Genomic DNA, 16,019 nt, shown 5'->3' on the forward strand with positions numbered 1-16,019 from the left:
CCCCACAGGCGGGGCGAGGGGATGCGCGCAGATGGCGGCGCTCCGCGTTGCTTGCGACGCCATCTCTGAACGGGGTGGCGCAAGGGAAACGCGCGTGACCACCTTCACCCTCCCGGGCCTGTCCGCGCCCGCCGAGATTCGGATAGACCGGCACGGCGTGCCGCATATCCGCGCCGCGAGCGCCGCCGACGCCTTTCGCGTCCAGGGGTTCAACGCGGCCCGCGATCGGCTGTGGCAGCTCGACCTGTGGCGCAAGCGCGGGCTCGGGCTGCTCGCCGCCGACTTCGGGCCCGGCTACCTCGCGCAGGACCGTGCGGCGCGGCTGTTCCTGTATCGCGGCGACATGGCGGCCGAGTGGGCGGCCTACGCGCATCCGCGCACCAAGGGCATCGTCGAGGCCTTCGTCGCCGGCCTGAACGCCTACGTCGCCCTGACGGAGGCGCGGCCCGACCTGCTGCCGCCGGAATTTTCCACCATGGGGACGCGCCCGAGCCGGTGGGCGCCCGAGGACGTGGTCCGCATCCGTAGCCATGCGCTGGTGCGCAACGTGCCCTCCGAGGTCGCCCGAGCCCGGGTGCTGGCCCGGGCCGACGCCGAGACCGACGCGCTGCGCAAGGGCCTCAGCCCGCCGCATGCGACGATGCCGCTCGGCGACCTCGACCCGGCGCGGTGGCCGGACGACCTCCTCGACGTGCTCCGCCTCGCCACCGCGCCGGTGGGGTTCGACCCGGCACGGCTGGCCGCCACCCGCGACGCGGCCTGGGCTTGGACTCACGTCGACGCGCACGGGAAGGTCGGCCGCCAGCGGGCCGCGGACGCGCCCGAGCCGCCGGGGGATGGCTCGAACAACTGGGCGGTGGCGCCGTCCCGCACCGCCACCGGGCGGCCGATCCTGGCGAGCGACCCGCACCGCGCCTACGCGCTGCCGTCGCTGCGCTACGTCGTCCACCTCACCGCGCCCGGCCTCGACGTGATCGGGGCCGGCGAGCCGGCGCTGCCCGGCATCAGCATCGGCCACAACGGGACCGCCGCCTTCGGGCTGACCATCGCGCCCTTCGACCAGGAGGACCTGTTCGTCCTCGCCCTCGACCCCGACGACCCGGACCGGTTCCGGTTCGAGGGCGGCTTCGCGCCGATCACCCGCCTGCGCGAGCGCATCCCCGTGCGAGGCGGCGCCGACGAGGAGGTCACCCTCGGCTTCACCCGCCACGGCCCGGTGATCTGCGAGGACGCCGCGACACAGACCGCCTTCGCCGTCCGCACGGTCTGGTCCGAGCCCGGGGCCGCCGCCTACCTCGCCAGCCTCGGCTATCTGGACGCGGCGACGCCGGAGGCCTTCGGCGCGGCCCTGCACCATTGGTCGGCGCCCTCCGTCAACCAGGTCTACGCCGACGTGAACGGGCGGATCGCTTGGTTCACCGCCGGCAAGGCGCCGATCCGCACGAACTGGGACGGCCTGCTGCCGGTGCCGGGCGACGGGCGCCACGCCTGGGCCGGGTTCCATGCGGCCGCCGACCTGCCGAGCCGGATCGATCCCGAGGCCGGCTTCGTCTACTCGGCCAACGAGATGAACCTGCCCGAGGATTACCCGGCGGAGGCGCGCAAACTCGGGTTCGAGTGGCACGAGCCGTGGCGGGCGCGCCGCATCCGCACGGTGCTGGCGCACCAGCCCGAGCACGGGCTCGCCGACTCGCAGGCGCTCCAAGGCGACGACGTCTCCGAGCCGGCTCTGCGGCTCGCGCACCTCGCCGCGACGCTCGCCGCCCCAGCGGAGGCGGAGGCCCGCCTCGGTGCCGCCCTGCTCGAGACCTTCGACGGGCACCTGCACGCGGCCTCGGGCGCCGCCGCCCTGGTCGAGGTGTTCTGGGTGCACCACCTGCGCCCGGCCCTGCTCCAGGCCCTCGTCCCCGACCCGGACACCCGCCGCCTGCTGCCGCCGGGTGACGCGCAAGCCCTGCTCGACCGCCTGGAAGACCCGCGCCCGCCCCTCGACCGGGCCGAGCGTGACGCCCTGGTGGAGCGGACGCTGGCGGCGGCGTGGCGGGATTGCGCCGCCCGCCTCGGCTCCGATCCGGCGACCTGGGCCTGGGGCCGCCTGCACCACGCCCGGTTCACGCACCCGCTCGCCGCGACGGGTTTTGTGGGACCCGACATCCCGCCTTTGCCGATGGGCGGTTCGGGGGCCTGCGTGATGCACGCCGAATACGATCCCGAGACCTTCCGGATGACGCACGGCGCCTCGTTCCGGATGGTGCTCGACGTCGGCGATTGGGATGCCGGCCTGTTCGTCAACGCCCCCGGCCAGTCGGGCCACCCGGACAGCCCGCACGCCGCCGACCACGCCGAACCCTGGTCCCGGCGGGGCTACCGCCCGCTGCTCTATTCCCGCTCCGCCATCGACGCCGCGACGGAGACGGTGATCACGCTGCTGCCGGGCGCGGCCGATGGTTCATCCGCCCCCTCGCCCTCATCCTGAGGGGCCGGGTCGGGGACATCGTGGAGATGTTGGGTTTCGGCAGCGTCGCTCAGGCGACCGCCGGCGTCCAGCGGCGCAGGGCGAGGTGCGTCGGGAGGAACAGCAGGGTCGGCAGGCCGACCACGAGGCCCGCGAGCCACGCCCAGGCCGGCATCCAGGTCTGCGCCGCGCGGTCGCTCATGCCCCAGACGTAGTTGATGTTGACCGGCGTCAGGCCGGCATCGGGGTTCGGCGGCGGCATCAGGAAGAAGCACACCAGCAGGGTGACGACCGCGAGCGAGGTCCAGGTCGGCAGGGCGCGGCGGTCGTAGCCCAGCCGGCCGACCAGGTAGATCAGCAGGAACGGCAGCCAGCCATGGAAGCCCGACAGGCCGCGCAGGAATAGGGATGTGCTGCCATCGAACATGTAGGCGGTCATCCCGGTGATCGGCCGGCCGACGGCGGTGCCGGCGAAGTCGAGCACCCACAGCAGCTGCGGCGCGACGAGGCCGACCGCGCACATCGCCACCAGCAGTGCGCTCTCCAACCAGATCCCGGCCAGCGCGATCAGCAGCGACTGGTCGCAGAAATACAGGAAGTTCGTCGGCCCGTAGAACCACAGGTAGGTCGGCACGAGGATGGCCACGAAGGCGGTGTAGGCGACCTTCACCGGCATCGGGATGCGCCGGCGCGGCGCGGGCGTGCTCGTTTGGAGGTCGGACATCGGATCGTCTCGGCTGGCGAAAGAGTGGGGCGCGAAGGGATCTGCGACCCGTGCGGCCCGGCCGGGGGCCGCGCGGGTCGAGCAAAGCGTCGGTCCGTGTCCCGTCAGTCTTTGCCGACCGACATCAGCAGGCGCTCGGTCTTGGCGTCCTCGATGCGGTTCACCATGCGGCGGCCCTCGTGCACGTCGCGCACCGTCTTCGTCGCTGTGATGCAGGACTGGACCAGCATGACCACGCCCATGGCGAGGTAGCCCTTGATCCAGATGTCCACCGGCAGGAACAGGATTCCGCAGGCCACCATCGCGGCCGAGCCGAGGAACGCGGCATAGGTGAAGGTGACCCAGGCGCCGGAATGCTGCGTGGTCTCGTTGTTCATGACACTCTCCTGAGGATGGGCTGGGGGAGGGGGATGGGCTTGGGGCGTTCGAGGAGTCAGGCGGCCGGGGCGAGGCCGGCCTTGCGGCGCAGGCGTTCCAGCACGTCGCCGCCGGTGGGGTGGGTGCGGGGGCCGAACCCCGCGCGCGCGAGGCGCTCCGTGATGTCGGCGCCGTCGAGCTCGGTCAGCGCGGCTTCGGTGTCGCTCGCCTCGGCCTGGAGGGCGCGCAGGCGCGCCAGGGTCGCCTCGGCTTCGCGCAGCGTCGCCGTGTCGGCGCGGCCGGTCTGCGCCGACAGGCGCCGCACGGCCTCGGTGGCGCCCGCGACCCGGCGGCCGCGCTCCAACTCCGCCTGCCGGCGGGTGGCGTCGGCGACGGTGGCGCGGATGCGGGCGACTTCTGCGGCGAACCGCGTGCGGGCTTCCGCGATCGCCCGGCGCTTGGCCTCGAGCTCGGCGATCGCCTCGGCGGCGTCGCTTGCCAGGTCGTCGCGCCCGGCGCCGAGCGCGGCGACGGCGCGGCCTTCGAGGTCGGCGGCCCGGGCGTCGATCTCGGCGGCGCGGCGGGCCTCGGCCTGGTCTCCGGCGATCGCCAGGGCCAGCGCCCGGCGGCTCCGCTCCAGCGCGGCGCGGGTCTCGCGGATCTGCTGGTCGAGGATCAGCAAGGCGTTGCGGTCGTAGAGGTCTTCGGTGGCCCGGGCGACGTTCCCCCGCGCCAGGATGTTGAGCAACTTGAGCATGGTGTGGCTCCTGCCGTATGAACATCGTTCACAAGAGGAGTGTCCCACGATCATGAACAGCGTTCAAGTGCGTTTTTGCACGTCGTACAAATTGTTGTTGCGAGGCGCGGCGTGACCGGGGCAGACGCCAACGCGAAGCCGTTGAAAGCGGAGGCACGCCGTGCTGCCTTGCGCAAACTGCTCATCGCAGCGGCCGAGCGTCGGATCTCCGAGGACGGCTTGGGCGCCCTGCGCGCGCGCGACCTCGCAGCGGACGCAGGCTGCGCACTTGGGGCGATCTACGGCGCCTTTCCGGACCTCGACGCGCTGATCCTGGAGGTGAACCTGCGCACGCTGGCCCTGTTCGAGGCCGCTCTCGGGCCCGATGGCGGCGGGTTCGACGTGACGAATGCGGCGGACGAACTTGTCCGGCTGGGCCAAGCCTACCTTGCCTTCGCACAGAGCCACGGGAAGCGATGGCGCGCCTTGTTCCAGCACCAGTTCGCGGACGGGCGCCGCCCGCCGGACGGCTACGTGGCCGAGCAGGCGCGCCTGTTCCGCCGCATCGAGGCGCCATTGCAGGCTCTGCGCCCGGACCTCTCGGCGCAAGAGCGCGTGCTGCTGGCCCGCAGCCTGTTCTCGGCGACGCACGGCATCGTCATGCTCGGCCTCGACGCGCGCCTGATGGCGCTGCCGCCCGCGGTGGTAGGCCCCCAGCTCGACCTGCTGATTCGCGCGATGGCGACGGGGCTCGCGAGCCGCGCCTAGCCGAGCGGCGCCTAGAAAAATATCGGGGCGCTTTGGTCCGCTGCCAGGGTCTTCATGAGCCGGCCCATCGACGTGCGCGTCTCGGGACCCGCCGGGTCTACCTCAAAGCGCGGTCGCCAGCGCTCGGCCCCGCTCCCGCGTCTGCGCGACGCCGCGGACGGCCTCCACCGCGTCGGCCCGGCTCGCATCGCAGGGCAGCAGGGTCCAGAGCCGGAGAAGCTGGCTGAGCGCCGCCATCTCGCGTGATACGGCGGATGCGCCGAAGATCGTCGGAACCGTGCCGCCGAGCGCCTCCGCGAGGCGGCTCAGGTCCTCGTTGTCCTGCCGAATCTGGCTGGGCTCGGTGTGCAGCGACGGTCGCCTCCGACTGGCCATGCGACCGCAGGCATTCTGGTATTCCGCATACAAGACGCTTTTGTCGCAACCCGCAACCTATGGTCGAAACACGACGTTGTGAGTTCAGTTTGTGTCGACGAATTTGGGCTTCGAAGACCGCACGATGGCGATAGACGACAGGCCCACAGACGACACCATGATCGACGCCTGCCTGAGGCTGCACGAGATCGTCCGCAAGATCGGGACACCGGAGATGGTGTTGATCTCGCGCCTGCTGCTCTTTCAGGCCGGGCTGCAGATCGCGGATGCGATCAAGGCCGACGAGGCGCGCGACCCGTCCAGCGAGCGCTGACCCTTCAAAACAGCCGGACTTACCCGCGCCCTCACCTGAGGTTTCCGCTTCGCGAAAGCGACTCGGCAAGGATGCGGGTGGAACCGTCGTTTTGTCGGTCGTCGCGCGCGGCCGCGGCGTAACCGGCCCCGAGGTCGATCCGCCTTCAATCGGTCTTGCCGTCGAGACCGAGCCAGTGCCGGCCGTCGCGGGCCAGAAGGTCGTCGGCGGCCTTCGGGCCGGGGGTGCCGGCGGCGTAATCCTCCACCGGGGCGGTCTTCCAGGCCTCGAGCAGCGGTTCGACCGCGGCCCAGCCGGCCTCGATGTTGTCGGCGCGCTGGAACAGCGTCGCGTCCCCGGTCATGCAATCGTAGAGCAGGGTCTCGTAGCCGACGTTCGGCTGGTTCTTGAAGAAGTCGGCGTACTTGAACCCCATCGTCACCCGGCCGATCTGCATCTGTGGCCCGGGCACCTTGACGTTCAGCTCGGTGCCGGCGCCGTGGTCGGGGTCGATGGTGATCCGCATCACGTTGGGGCTCAGCTCGGCCACCGGCGTGTCGGCGAACAGCTGGAACGGCGCCGGCTTGAACAGGATCGCGATCTCGGTGCGGCGGCCGGTCATGCGCTTGCCGGTGCGGACGTAGAACGGCACGCCGGCCCAGCGCCAGTTGTCGATCTCGAGCTTCAGGGCGACGTAGGTCTCGGTGTTCGAGTCCTTCGCCACGTGCGGCTCTTCCCGGTAGCCGACCACCGGCTTCCCTTCGAGCGCACCGGCGACGTACTGGCCGCGCACCGCGTGGTCGGGTCGGATCGGCTTGACGGCCTGCGCGAGCTTGGCCTTCTCGCCGCGCACGTCCTCGGCGGAAAACGAGTTCGGCGGCTCCATCGCCACCATGCACAGAAGCTGGAACATGTGGTTGGGCACCATGTCCCGCAGGGCGCCGGTGGGCTCGTAGAACCCGCCACGCTCCTCCACGCCCACGGTCTCGCCGGCGGTGATCTGGATGCTGTCGACGTATTCGCGCCGCCAGACCGGCTCCAGCATGCCGTTGGCGAAGCGCAACGCCATGATCGACTGCACGGTCTCCTTACCCAGGAAGTGGTCGATCCGGTAGAACTGGCTCTCGTCGGCCTGTTTTAGGATCTGCGCGTTCAGCGCACGTGCCGAAGCGAGGTCGGAGCCGAACGGCTTCTCGATCACCACCCGTCGGAAGGCGTCGTCCGCCTGCTTGAGCAGGCCCGCTCGCCCGAGCCCGTCGACGAGGCTGCCGAAGAAGCGCGGCGCCACCGCGAGGTAGAACACCACGTTGCCCGAGACCTTGCCCTTTAGCGCCTCGAAGGTTCCGGCGTCCTCGAAGTCGCCTTTGAGGAAGTGGATGCGCTCGCGGATGAAGCCCCAGCTCTTCGGGTCGATCCGGTCGGCGTGGAACTCGGAGCCGGGGTCCTTGCTCAAGGTCTCCATCGAGGTGGTGAGTTCGGTGCGCAGGCCCTCGTCGCTGCCGTCGTTGTGATCGACGCCGAGGATCGTGAAGCCCGGATCGAGCAGGCCCGAGCCGGCGAGGTTGTAGAGCGAGGGCATCAGCAGGCGCTTGGTCAGGTCGCCGGCCGCGCCGAAGATCACCAGCGTGCAGGGCGGCGCCGGCTTCGTGCCGCAGGCGGCCTGGTCCTTCAGGGGCGCGTCGTGTGTCGGCTCGGGCATCGGCGTCGTCCGGTTCTTCGACGCGATGGTGCGTCGCGGCATTCGATCGCACGACAACCGGCGAGCGGCATGGCCGTTCCGGCGGAGACGCGATCGTGTGGAGGGAGGTGTGGACCCTCACCCCCGCCGGCGCAGCACCACGCCCGGCAGCGGGCAGGCGGCGGGGACGACCGCGAGGACGACCGAACTCGGGCACAGGGCGCGGCAGCCGAGCGCGGCGTCGATCTGGTCGCGGCCGCAGGCGGTCGCGTCGCAGAACCGTCCAAGATCCTCGCAGGTCGCCAGGAACCGGCCCGCTCCGGGTCGCGCGTGCAGGTCGGCGGCGCCGACGGGGCCAGAGAGGACGAGGAGGGCGGCGAGGCCGAGCCGGATCATGGGTGCGCCTTCCCAGCGGCGGACGGAGCCGTGGCGTAGCATGGCGGCGCGCGGCGCCCTATGGCATGGACGCGACAGGCGAAACGCGATCCGGACCCCGACGTGCTCGACATCCGCGGCCTCTCCAAGACCTATGCCGACGGCACCCAGGCGCTCGCGGGCGTCGACCTGTCGGTGGAGGCCGGCGAGGTCGTCGCGCTGATCGGCGGTTCGGGCTGCGGCAAGACCACCCTGCTGCGCCTGATCGCCGGCCTCGACCGCGGCAGCGCCGGCACGATCACGCTGGACGGCGAGGGCATCGCCGCGCCCCACGCGAGCGTCGGCCTGGTGTTCCAGGAGCCGCGCCTGCTGCCCTGGCTCGCGGTGGCCGACAACGTCGGCTTCGGCCTCGACGGGGTCCGCCGGTCCGAGCGCCGCGCCCGCATCGCCCACGCGCTGGAGCGGGTGGGGCTGGCCGAGCATGCGACGCGCTGGCCGCGCGACCTGTCGGGCGGGCAGCAGCAGCGGGTCTCGATCGCCCGCGCCTTCGTCGCCCGCCCGCGAGTGCTGCTCCTCGATGAGCCGTTCTCGGCGCTCGACGCCTTCACCCGCAAGGACCTGCACGGGCACCTGCTCGCCCTCTGGGCCGAGACGCGCCCGACCATCCTCATCGTCACCCACGACGTCGGCGAGGCGGTGGCGCTTGCCGACCGCGCCGTGGTGATGCGCCCCAAGCCCGGCCGCCTCGACGAGACGGTGCGGCTCGGAAGCCCACGCCCGCGCGACCCCGCCTCGCCGCAGAGCGAGGCTGCGGCCCGCGCGATCCTGGCCGCGCTCGACCGTTCGCTCCGCCCCGCCGAGGCGCAATCCGCCGCGGCGCCCGCCGGGAACTGGTGGTAGCAGGCGGCACCGGTTGAGCCGTGGGGCAGTTCCCGCTAACCGCGACCGACGACGACCTACGATGGAGGAGACGACGATGGACGCCACCACGCTGCGCGCGCTTCAGGCCCCGCTGAAGGACCAGTACCGCAACACCCCCGACGACGCCGTCATCACTCTGCGGGCGAAGGGCTCTCTCGACGACACGTCGATCGCCTGCAAGGTCGAGACCGGCCGCGCGCTGGCGGTGGCCGGCCTGCACCCGGCCACCGGCGGCTCGGGCGCCGAGCTGTGCTCGGGCGACATGCTGCTCGAGGCGCTGGTCGCCTGCGCCGGCGTCACGCTGAAGGCCGTCGCCACCGCCCTCGAGATCCCCCTGCGGGCCGGCACCGTGAGCGCCGAGGGCGACCTCGACTTCCGCGGGACGCTGGGCGTCGACAAGGAGGCGCCGGTGGGTTTTCGCGCGATCCGGCTCGCGTTTTCCCTCGACACCGACGCGCCGCAGGAGAAGCTCGACCAGCTGCTCAAGCTCACCGAGCGCTATTGCGTCGTGTTCCAGACGCTGAATCACAAGCCGGAGCTGACCGTCACCGCCGCCCGCGGCTGATCGGTTCCCCAGACGACGAGGGGCGGCGGAGCCGATGCGCCTCAGCCCGCCGAGACGAGCCAGCACCCGGCCGCGAGGTGCACGGCGCCGTCCTTCGCGTAGGGCAGCAGGGTTTCGGTGACCGCCTCGAGCGCCGCCTGGCGCAGGGGCGGCTCGGCGTCGCGCAGCAGGCGCGAGACCGGGCCGAGCTCGACAACGACGGCGGCCGCCGCCTCGGCAGCGGCGCGTGCCGAGCCGTCGGCGGCGCGTCCCAACACGAGGTCGCGCACCACCGGCGCGACGGAGACGTCGGAGAAGCCGGCCTCGGCGAGCAGGCGGCGCAGGGCGCCCGCGTCGGCGAAGCGGAACGGGCCGGGGCCCGAGAAGTCCGGCGGGCTCGCGTCCGGCACCAGCGGCAGCACCGCCGCGCGGGGCACGGTGACCCAGGGGTTGCCGGCCATCGCCTGCCAGCACAGGAAACTCAGACGTCCCTGCTGCGTCAGCGCCCGGCGGAGGTTGGCGAAGGCGGCGCGCGAATCGGAAAAGAACATCACGCCGAAGCGCGAGATCGCCCGGTCGAACGTCGCGGCGGGGAAATCATGCGTCTCGGCGTCGGCCACGATCCAGTCGACCGGCGCGGCGCCGGCCGGCAGGGGCCGCGCTCGCGCCGCGGCGAGAAGCGGCTCCGACAGGTCGGCGGCGACGACCCGGCCGGTCGCCCCCACCGCCTCGGCCGCGATCAGCGCCGTGGCGCCCGAGCCGCAGCCCAAGTCGAGGACGCGCTCGCCCGGTCGCAGGGCGACGGCGGAAAACAGCGCCTCGGTCAGCGGCGCGAACACTGCGTCGAGCACGCCCTGGCTGCGCGCCCAGCGCTGGCCGACGGCCCCGTTCCAGTATTCGGCCTGGGTCATCGTGGCCGTCGTGGTGGCCGTCATGGCATGCTCCGCCGCTCAGCGATCCAGGCAGCATCTTGCACGGCTGGCGCCCGCCGTCAGCAGGGCGCCGGCCTTGCAGGATGCCGCCGGCCCCGCGCGCCTCAGGCCGCCGACCCCCGAGCCCGCGCGGCCAGCAGTTCCGCCGCGACGTCGGGCAGAACCCGGTCGCCCGGGGTGTAGCCGTGCACGTCGTCGACGGATTTGAAGCCGTCGAGGGCAAGCCGCATCGGGCAGAGCGTGGGGCCTCGCCGGATGGATCCTCGCCGGCCCCGTTGTTCAGGCGGCTCACCTCGCGGAAGCCCGCCGGCGGTGCCGAGGACTGGGCTCCGGCCTCAACGCCGGGGGCCGCCGAACCCGCCTGGCCCGCCGCCTGGCCCACCCAATCCACCGGGTCCGCCGAAGCCCCCCGGGCCGCCGCCCGGAGCACCGAAGCCTCCGGAACCCCCAACGCTTCCGGGACCTCCAAAGCCTCCGGGTCCGCCACGGCCGCCGCCGAACCCGCCCGGTCCCGTCCGAGTGTCGATGCCGAACCCGCCACCTGCTCCATTGCCAGGCCCGTTCCCCGGTCCGTTGCCGGCTCCGAGACCGCCGCGTTCGCGAAATCCGTCCGGCCCGCGGCCAGGCAGGCCCCGGCCGTCGATCCGGTCCGGCGCGCGTTCGAAGAGCGGGTTTCGGTCCGGCCCGGTGCCGCGGTCGTCGAGGCGCAGCGCCTCGACGGTGAGGCGCCCGTCGGCGGCCGGCCGCGTCGTGAGCACGGCGCGGACGCTGCCGCGACGCGGGACCGCGGCATCCGGCTGCCCGGCCACCTCGAGGCCGGACCCGAGCGTCATACCGCCTCGACTGCGGCCGACATAGGCCTCCACCGAGACCCGGCTCAAGCCGGGCGGGAAGTGCAGGGTGTCGCTCGCGCGCGCTACCTTGAGCACGCCGCCCGCCGCCTCGCCGGCGACCGCGGCCCGGCGGCCGACGGGCAGGGTGTCGGCGCCCGCGAGCCGCAGGTGCCCGATCACCAAGTGCCCGTCGTGGTCGCGCCGGACCGGGCCGGCGACGCAGGCGGGGCCGTCCGCCTGCCTCTCGATCAGGTTGGCGACGACGACGCCGTCCGGCCTGCGCAGGCCCGACACCGCGACCCGGTCGCCTACCGCCCAGCGCCCGGCGATTCCCGCCGCGGCGATGCGCTGGCCGAGGACCATGAGGTTCCCGCCGCGCACCGATTCCACTGGCCCGACCACCTCGCGCGTCACGTCGATCCGCCGTGTCGCGAGGCCGCCCGCGTCGGCGTGGGCAACGACGTGGACCACGTGCCCGACCCTCAGGTCGGCGGCGCGCGCCGGCACCCCGTCGATGCGCACGTTGACGTCGTCGGGATAGGCGATGCGCAGGTCGTTGACGACGATCGAGCCGAAGCGGCGGATCGTGCCGATCACCCCCGTGCCCCCGATGCCGCGGTCACCCTCACCCGGGATGTCGTCGGGACGCGCCCCGGTGCCGCCGATTCCTTGGTCGCGCGGCGCCTCCTGCGGCACCGCGCGCACCGGAATCAGCGCGGCGCCGGCGAGCAGCCGCAGCACGAGGCGGCGGGTGGGGGCGGCGCGATGCATCATGCGCCTGGTCCCGGAACGCGTGGACGCGACGACCGAACCTCGTGCTGCGCCTCTCGCGACTGCCCCACCGGCGTTCTCACGCCTCGGCCTCCGACGAAGCCGGCAAAGCATCGTCTGCGGGGAAGGCGTCCCCGGCCGGCGGCACGGCCTCGGCGTAGACGTAGAGCCCGAAATTCCAGCGGTGGGAGCCGCCGGGGTCGGCGGCACAGGCGGCGTGGGCCTCGCGGTTGGCCTGGGTCAGCGCCGCCATCGCGATCTCCTTGGCGCGCGCCTCCAGCCGGAGCGCCAGTTCCTCCGACAGCCCGTCGTAATGCACCGCGCGCTCGAGGAAGCGCGGCGCGTCGCCGAGGATGTTGGCGACCGAGGCCGCGATGTGGTCGTGGAGGTTGCGCCCGAAATAGTAGAGTTGCGGCTCGCCGCCGCCGCGGGGCACGTAGGCGGCCTCCGCCAGGACGATCCGGTCCTCGCCGTCGAGGGTGGCGAGCCCGCGGTCGAGCCACTCGTCGAGCACCGCGCGGGGGCGCAGGTCGCGGGTCACGCCGGCGACCAGCGCCTCGAAGGAGGGGCCGTCCTCGCCCGCGCGCCGCAGCGCCAGCGGCCGTCCCTCCGGGTCGGTGAAGGCCGGGTCGGCGAGCCAGCGGGCGATGATCCGGCTCGTCCGCGAGACCACCGCCGGCACTGCGCTCACCGGAGCCCCGGCGCCGCGCAGGCGCCGCACCTCCTTCCGGTGGATGCCGGTGAGCAGCGAGACGCGGCTGTCGGTCTGCTCCTTGCCCTGAAGCGCGAAGTCGTACTCGGCGACGTTGACGTAGAGTTCCCGCAGTAGGTTCGTCAGCGCCGGGAAGGTGATGCCGCGCGCCACGAACAGCCGCACCAGCGGCCGCAGCAGGCGCGCCACCGGCGCGTGCAGGGTGGTTCCCTCGCCGGTGTCGTTGATGGTCTCGGACATCAGATCAGCATGACCACGGGATGTGTGGGACACAATCCCACAGAGTACGCGAACGCACGTCGGCACAGCCATTTCGCGTTGACGTGGGAATTTTACACACATAGGTTTGTGGCGTGGTCAAATTTCCCACACGATCAGGACCGGCGAAGACGATGCGCGACACCAGGAATGCCTTCGTCGGCCGGCCTATGGCGCCCCTGAACGCGGCCCGGCGCTCCGAGCGCAGGACCGCGACTGCAGCCGACCTCTCGCGGCTCGGCCGGATCGCCGCCTGCCTTGTCGCCCTGGCCCTGCCAACCTTCAGGATCGTCGCCGCGGACACGGCCCACCGCGTCGCGCCCTCGGGGGCGACGCAGGCCGCAGCCTCAGGATCCCCTTCCCGACGGGCTGCGGCGTTCGACGGCGTCTCCCGGGCCGGCAGCCCGGTCTGGGAGACGCTTCTCACCCTCGATCGGGATACCAGCCGATGATTCCCGCCATCGCAAGGTCGCAAGCCATGCCGACCAACCACCGATCCTCCTGCGGCGGGGCTCCCATCCTCGACCTCGCCCTCTGCATGATCCTCGCCGTCCTCGTCGTCGGCCTGCTGATGCTGGCGCTCTGAGCGCGGGCCCTTCCTGGACGCTCGACGGAGCCGCACATCCTCTCACTTCTCCGCGCTCGCCACGCGCGAAGCGGGCGTTGGCGACCTTGTCGGCTGAACCGTGCGCGGCCTGTTACGACGCCAATCGCGCCAGCGAAGCCGGCTTCGGGCTGGTGCGCGCCGGCTCGGTCGACTGGTTCCGATCCTCGGTCTTCGCCCGCCCGTCATGGGGCACCGCGCGAGAACGGGCGCCAAGGCCGCACCTGTGTCCCGTTTGCATCGATCCAGCCGTCGCATCCGCATTCTCGCGTTACGCACAGCGTTAACCTTTCGTTAAGGGGGTGATTGCCGTCGGGGCCTCGGCGTGAGAGCTTTCGTTAACGAGAGCTTAACGGGTTGGGCCACGGCGATGCGGTTCGCGATTTCGACGGTTCGGGCGGTGTCGGCGCCCCGTCTGCGCAAGGCCCTCGCCGGCCTCGCCGTGACGGCCGGACTGGCCTTCGCCGTCGCCCCGGCCGTGGCGCAGACCCTGGCCTCGCTGCCCGCCCCCACCTTGGCCGCCGAGCCGGTCGGCGCCGCCAAGCCGATCCTCGCCTGGGTCGGCTTCTGCCAGACCTACCCAGCCGAGTGTGCGGTCAACGCCGCCGAGCCCGCCCGCATCGCGATGACCCCCGCGATCTGGAACACGATCCAGACGGTCAACCGCCGGGTCAACAAGTCGATCGTCGCGATCACCGACATGGACCACCTCGGGGTGCCGGACCGCTGGGACCTCGCCGAGGACGGCTCGGGCGATTGCGAGGACTTCCAGCTGCTCAAGCGGAGCCTGCTCGCCCGCGCCGGCCTGCCGCGCCGCGCCATGCGGATGACCGTGGTCATCGACGAGAAGGGCGAGGGCCACGCCGTCCTCACCCTGATCACCGATCGCGGCGACCTCGTGCTCGACAACAAGACCAGCCAGATCCTGCCCTGGCACCGCACCGGCTACACCTTCATCAAGCGCGAAAGCCAGGACGCCGTCGCCTGGGTGTCTCTCGGCGGCGTCACCTCGCCGGTCACCACCGCCAACCGCTGAAAACCGGCCTCTCGTCCCGAAACGGGACGCAGCGCACGACAGCACGTTGATGAAATCTTCACCGCGTCGGCGCGAGACTCCGGGATCGGAGCCGCCCACCACGACGCGCCCATGATCTCCCATCCCTTCCCGAAACCGTTGCTCGCCGCAGGGCTGGCCATCGCGCTCGCCACTGGACTGCTCGCTGCCGCGAGCCCGGTGAAGGCCGGCGAGGCCGGGACGCGCTACGCCTCCTGGCACGGCTGCCTCGACCGCCACTTCGGGTTGCAAGCCACGATCGGAAGCCGCCCGCTCGCCGCCGACGCGGCGATCGGCGCCTGCCGCGAACCGGAGAGGGCCTACCTTTCCGCCCTCGCAGCCTCGCCGCTGCTCGATGCCGACGACGCGCAGCAAGCCCGCGCCGCCCTGGTCGCGCAAGCCCGCGCCCGCCTGCTCGGACGGCGCGCGGCTCTTTAGGCCGACAGGCATTTCACAAAATCAGTCTTGGATCATCAGTCTTGGACCAGATCGCTCTTGAGCGCACGGCATCTGAGCGCACGGCATCCGCGACGCGTGATCCAGACACCACAAAGCATCCGGCTGCCTCTTGAGAATCCAAAAGCCCGGCTCACGACGGGCCGGGCTTTGGGAATTTCGAGCCGGTCCTGTCCGTACCCTTACGCGGCGTCGGCCTTGCGGGTCTGGCTGCCCTTCACGGCGGAGGTCGCCGCCTTGCGACCGCGGCGGGCGGGGGCGGCGGGCGCCTCCTCGATGTCCTCGGGCGATTCGGCGGCGGCCGAGCGGCCGGGCTGACCGAGGCCGAGGCTCTTGGCGAGCGCGGAGCGCTGGGCCGAATAGTTCGCTGAGGTGGTCGGATAGTCGGCGGGCAGGCCGTAACGCTCGCGGTAGCTGTGCGGGTCGAGGCCGTGCTTGGTCAGGTGGCGCTTCAGCGTCTTGTAGGACTTGCCGTCGATGAAGCTGACCAGCCCGTCGGGGCGGATCGACTTGCGGATCTGGGCGGTGCTGGGCTTCTCGACGGCCTCGGTGGTGACGGGAGCCGTGCCGGAGCCGACGTTGTTCAGCGCCTCATGGATGCTCGCGATCAGCGCCGGCAATTCGGTGATGGGGACGGAGTTGTTCGACACATAGGCCGCGACGACGTCGACGGTCCGCTCGATATAGTCGTTGCTCGTCTGCGCCGACACTGCAGTTTCAGACATCCGTACGTTCCTTGCCTATTTTCTGACGAAAACCCCAAGCGCAGGAATTATGATGTTTGCCAGAGAAAGCAAGGATGTCCACGGCGTTATCCGGGCTCAACATATGATCATATGTGTGTTTTGCCTGCCGAGTGCGCAGCGTATCCGTGCAACCGGCCCGGTGCGCCCAGCATTGCCTCACTCAGCGCCTCGCGAAATCTGCGCATCCGCGGCAGCGCAGATTTTGCTTTCGCCCGAGACCGTTACCGGACGCGAACATCGGGTCGAGACGGTGCCGAAATGCTGGATGTCGGCATCTTGTTCGGTCTGCACCCTACCCGTTGCCTGGATGTCCATACCACAGCGCGACGCAATGGTGGACAAAATTGTCGCACCAAGATGATGTGATCGCCATATTATAATTTCGCTCGTACCAGTACAGAAGTACTAAGTAACAGTTTCGTGTGCGA

The 16,019-nt window shown here is 71.6% G+C and carries 19 protein-coding genes; 8 read left to right on the forward strand and 11 right to left on the reverse strand.

The features are described from left to right. The first annotated feature begins 31 nt into the window (after positions 1-31). Positions 32-2,476 carry a penicillin acylase family protein gene (locus MFF13_RS14135; protein WP_147831522.1) on the forward strand — a complete coding sequence of 815 codons (2,445 nt, stop codon included), beginning with the start codon at positions 32-34 and terminating at the stop codon, positions 2,474-2,476. Between the two features lie 49 nt (positions 2,477-2,525). Here MFF13_RS14135 and MFF13_RS14140 read toward each other — a convergent pair whose 3' ends face one another. The 3 genes from MFF13_RS14140 to MFF13_RS14150 form a co-directional block, all read right to left on the reverse strand. Then, positions 2,526-3,179 carry a hypothetical protein gene (locus MFF13_RS14140; RefSeq protein WP_147762145.1) on the reverse strand — a complete coding sequence of 218 codons (654 nt, stop codon included), beginning with the start codon at positions 3,177-3,179 and terminating at the stop codon, positions 2,526-2,528. 104 nt (positions 3,180-3,283) lie between these two features. Continuing rightward, on the reverse strand, positions 3,284-3,556 hold the full coding sequence (locus MFF13_RS14145; RefSeq protein ID WP_147729665.1) for a YiaA/YiaB family inner membrane protein: 273 nt from the start codon (positions 3,554-3,556) through the stop codon (positions 3,284-3,286). A gap of 56 nt (positions 3,557-3,612) precedes the next feature. Then, positions 3,613-4,293 carry a PspA/IM30 family protein gene (locus MFF13_RS14150; protein WP_147830764.1) on the reverse strand — a complete coding sequence of 227 codons (681 nt, stop codon included), beginning with the start codon at positions 4,291-4,293 and terminating at the stop codon, positions 3,613-3,615. 168 nt (positions 4,294-4,461) lie between these two features. Here MFF13_RS14150 and MFF13_RS14155 point away from each other — a divergent pair, with 168 nt between their 5' ends. Then, entirely contained in the window at positions 4,462-5,040 is a 579-nt protein-coding gene (locus MFF13_RS14155) for a TetR/AcrR family transcriptional regulator (RefSeq protein ID WP_238272410.1), read from the forward strand. 102 nt (positions 5,041-5,142) lie between these two features. Here the strand turns inward: MFF13_RS14155 and MFF13_RS14160 are convergent, their stop codons facing one another. After that, positions 5,143-5,415: a hypothetical protein gene (locus MFF13_RS14160; protein WP_147830762.1), complete on the reverse strand. Its 273-nt coding sequence runs from the start codon at positions 5,413-5,415 to the stop codon at positions 5,143-5,145. 157 nt (positions 5,416-5,572) lie between these two features. Here MFF13_RS14160 and MFF13_RS14165 point away from each other — a divergent pair, with 157 nt between their 5' ends. Continuing rightward, positions 5,573-5,728 carry a hypothetical protein gene (locus tag MFF13_RS14165; protein WP_187277380.1) on the forward strand — a complete coding sequence of 52 codons (156 nt, stop codon included), beginning with the start codon at positions 5,573-5,575 and terminating at the stop codon, positions 5,726-5,728. 145 nt (positions 5,729-5,873) lie between these two features. Here the strand turns inward: MFF13_RS14165 and zwf are convergent, their stop codons facing one another. Further along, on the reverse strand, positions 5,874-7,406 hold the full coding sequence (zwf, locus tag MFF13_RS14170) for a glucose-6-phosphate dehydrogenase (RefSeq protein WP_147830760.1): 1,533 nt from the start codon (positions 7,404-7,406) through the stop codon (positions 5,874-5,876). A 117-nt stretch (positions 7,407-7,523) separates the two neighbouring features. After that, positions 7,524-7,781, reverse strand: coding sequence for a hypothetical protein (locus MFF13_RS14175; protein WP_147762140.1), 258 nt, complete (start codon positions 7,779-7,781; stop codon positions 7,524-7,526). A gap of 102 nt (positions 7,782-7,883) precedes the next feature. Here MFF13_RS14175 and MFF13_RS14180 point away from each other — a divergent pair, with 102 nt between their 5' ends. Both MFF13_RS14180 and MFF13_RS14185 read left to right on the forward strand, forming a co-directional pair. Next, positions 7,884-8,660 carry an ABC transporter ATP-binding protein gene (locus MFF13_RS14180; RefSeq protein ID WP_147830758.1) on the forward strand — a complete coding sequence of 259 codons (777 nt, stop codon included), beginning with the start codon at positions 7,884-7,886 and terminating at the stop codon, positions 8,658-8,660. A 76-nt stretch (positions 8,661-8,736) separates the two neighbouring features. Then, positions 8,737-9,246 (forward strand): OsmC family protein, encoded by a 510-nt coding sequence (locus tag MFF13_RS14185; protein WP_147830756.1) that lies wholly within the window; start codon positions 8,737-8,739, stop codon positions 9,244-9,246. Between the two features lie 41 nt (positions 9,247-9,287). Here MFF13_RS14185 and MFF13_RS14190 read toward each other — a convergent pair whose 3' ends face one another. The 4 genes from MFF13_RS14190 to MFF13_RS14200 form a co-directional block, all read right to left on the reverse strand. Beyond that, complete coding sequence (locus MFF13_RS14190) at positions 9,288-10,160, reverse strand: class I SAM-dependent methyltransferase (RefSeq protein ID WP_238272411.1); 873 nt, start codon at positions 10,158-10,160, stop codon at positions 9,288-9,290. Positions 10,161-10,261: 101 nt separating this feature from the next. Next, positions 10,262-10,387 (reverse strand): hypothetical protein, encoded by a 126-nt coding sequence (locus MFF13_RS26415; RefSeq protein WP_281407959.1) that lies wholly within the window; start codon positions 10,385-10,387, stop codon positions 10,262-10,264. Between the two features lie 105 nt (positions 10,388-10,492). Next, entirely contained in the window at positions 10,493-11,764 is a 1,272-nt protein-coding gene (locus tag MFF13_RS14195) for a DUF5666 domain-containing protein (protein ID WP_210250923.1), read from the reverse strand. Between the two features lie 76 nt (positions 11,765-11,840). Then, positions 11,841-12,713 carry a DUF6502 family protein gene (locus MFF13_RS14200; protein ID WP_147830754.1) on the reverse strand — a complete coding sequence of 291 codons (873 nt, stop codon included), beginning with the start codon at positions 12,711-12,713 and terminating at the stop codon, positions 11,841-11,843. A gap of 152 nt (positions 12,714-12,865) precedes the next feature. Between MFF13_RS14200 and MFF13_RS14205 the strand changes: the two genes are divergently transcribed. From MFF13_RS14205 to MFF13_RS14215, 3 genes are all read left to right on the forward strand, one after another. Continuing rightward, positions 12,866-13,183, forward strand: a complete 318-nt coding sequence (locus tag MFF13_RS14205; protein ID WP_238272412.1) for a hypothetical protein — start codon at positions 12,866-12,868, stop codon at positions 13,181-13,183. Positions 13,184-13,705: 522 nt separating this feature from the next. Next, on the forward strand, positions 13,706-14,371 hold the full coding sequence (locus tag MFF13_RS14210; protein WP_147830750.1) for a transglutaminase-like cysteine peptidase: 666 nt from the start codon (positions 13,706-13,708) through the stop codon (positions 14,369-14,371). A 111-nt stretch (positions 14,372-14,482) separates the two neighbouring features. Then, positions 14,483-14,827: a hypothetical protein gene (locus MFF13_RS14215; RefSeq protein WP_147753058.1), complete on the forward strand. Its 345-nt coding sequence runs from the start codon at positions 14,483-14,485 to the stop codon at positions 14,825-14,827. 200 nt (positions 14,828-15,027) lie between these two features. Here the strand turns inward: MFF13_RS14215 and MFF13_RS14220 are convergent, their stop codons facing one another. After that, positions 15,028-15,570 carry a Ros/MucR family transcriptional regulator gene (locus tag MFF13_RS14220; RefSeq protein ID WP_147830748.1) on the reverse strand — a complete coding sequence of 181 codons (543 nt, stop codon included), beginning with the start codon at positions 15,568-15,570 and terminating at the stop codon, positions 15,028-15,030. Positions 15,571-16,019 lie beyond the last annotated feature (449 nt).

It is taken from the genome of Methylobacterium cerastii (assembly GCF_022179125.1).
GTDB lineage: Bacteria > Pseudomonadota > Alphaproteobacteria > Rhizobiales > Beijerinckiaceae > Methylobacterium > Methylobacterium cerastii.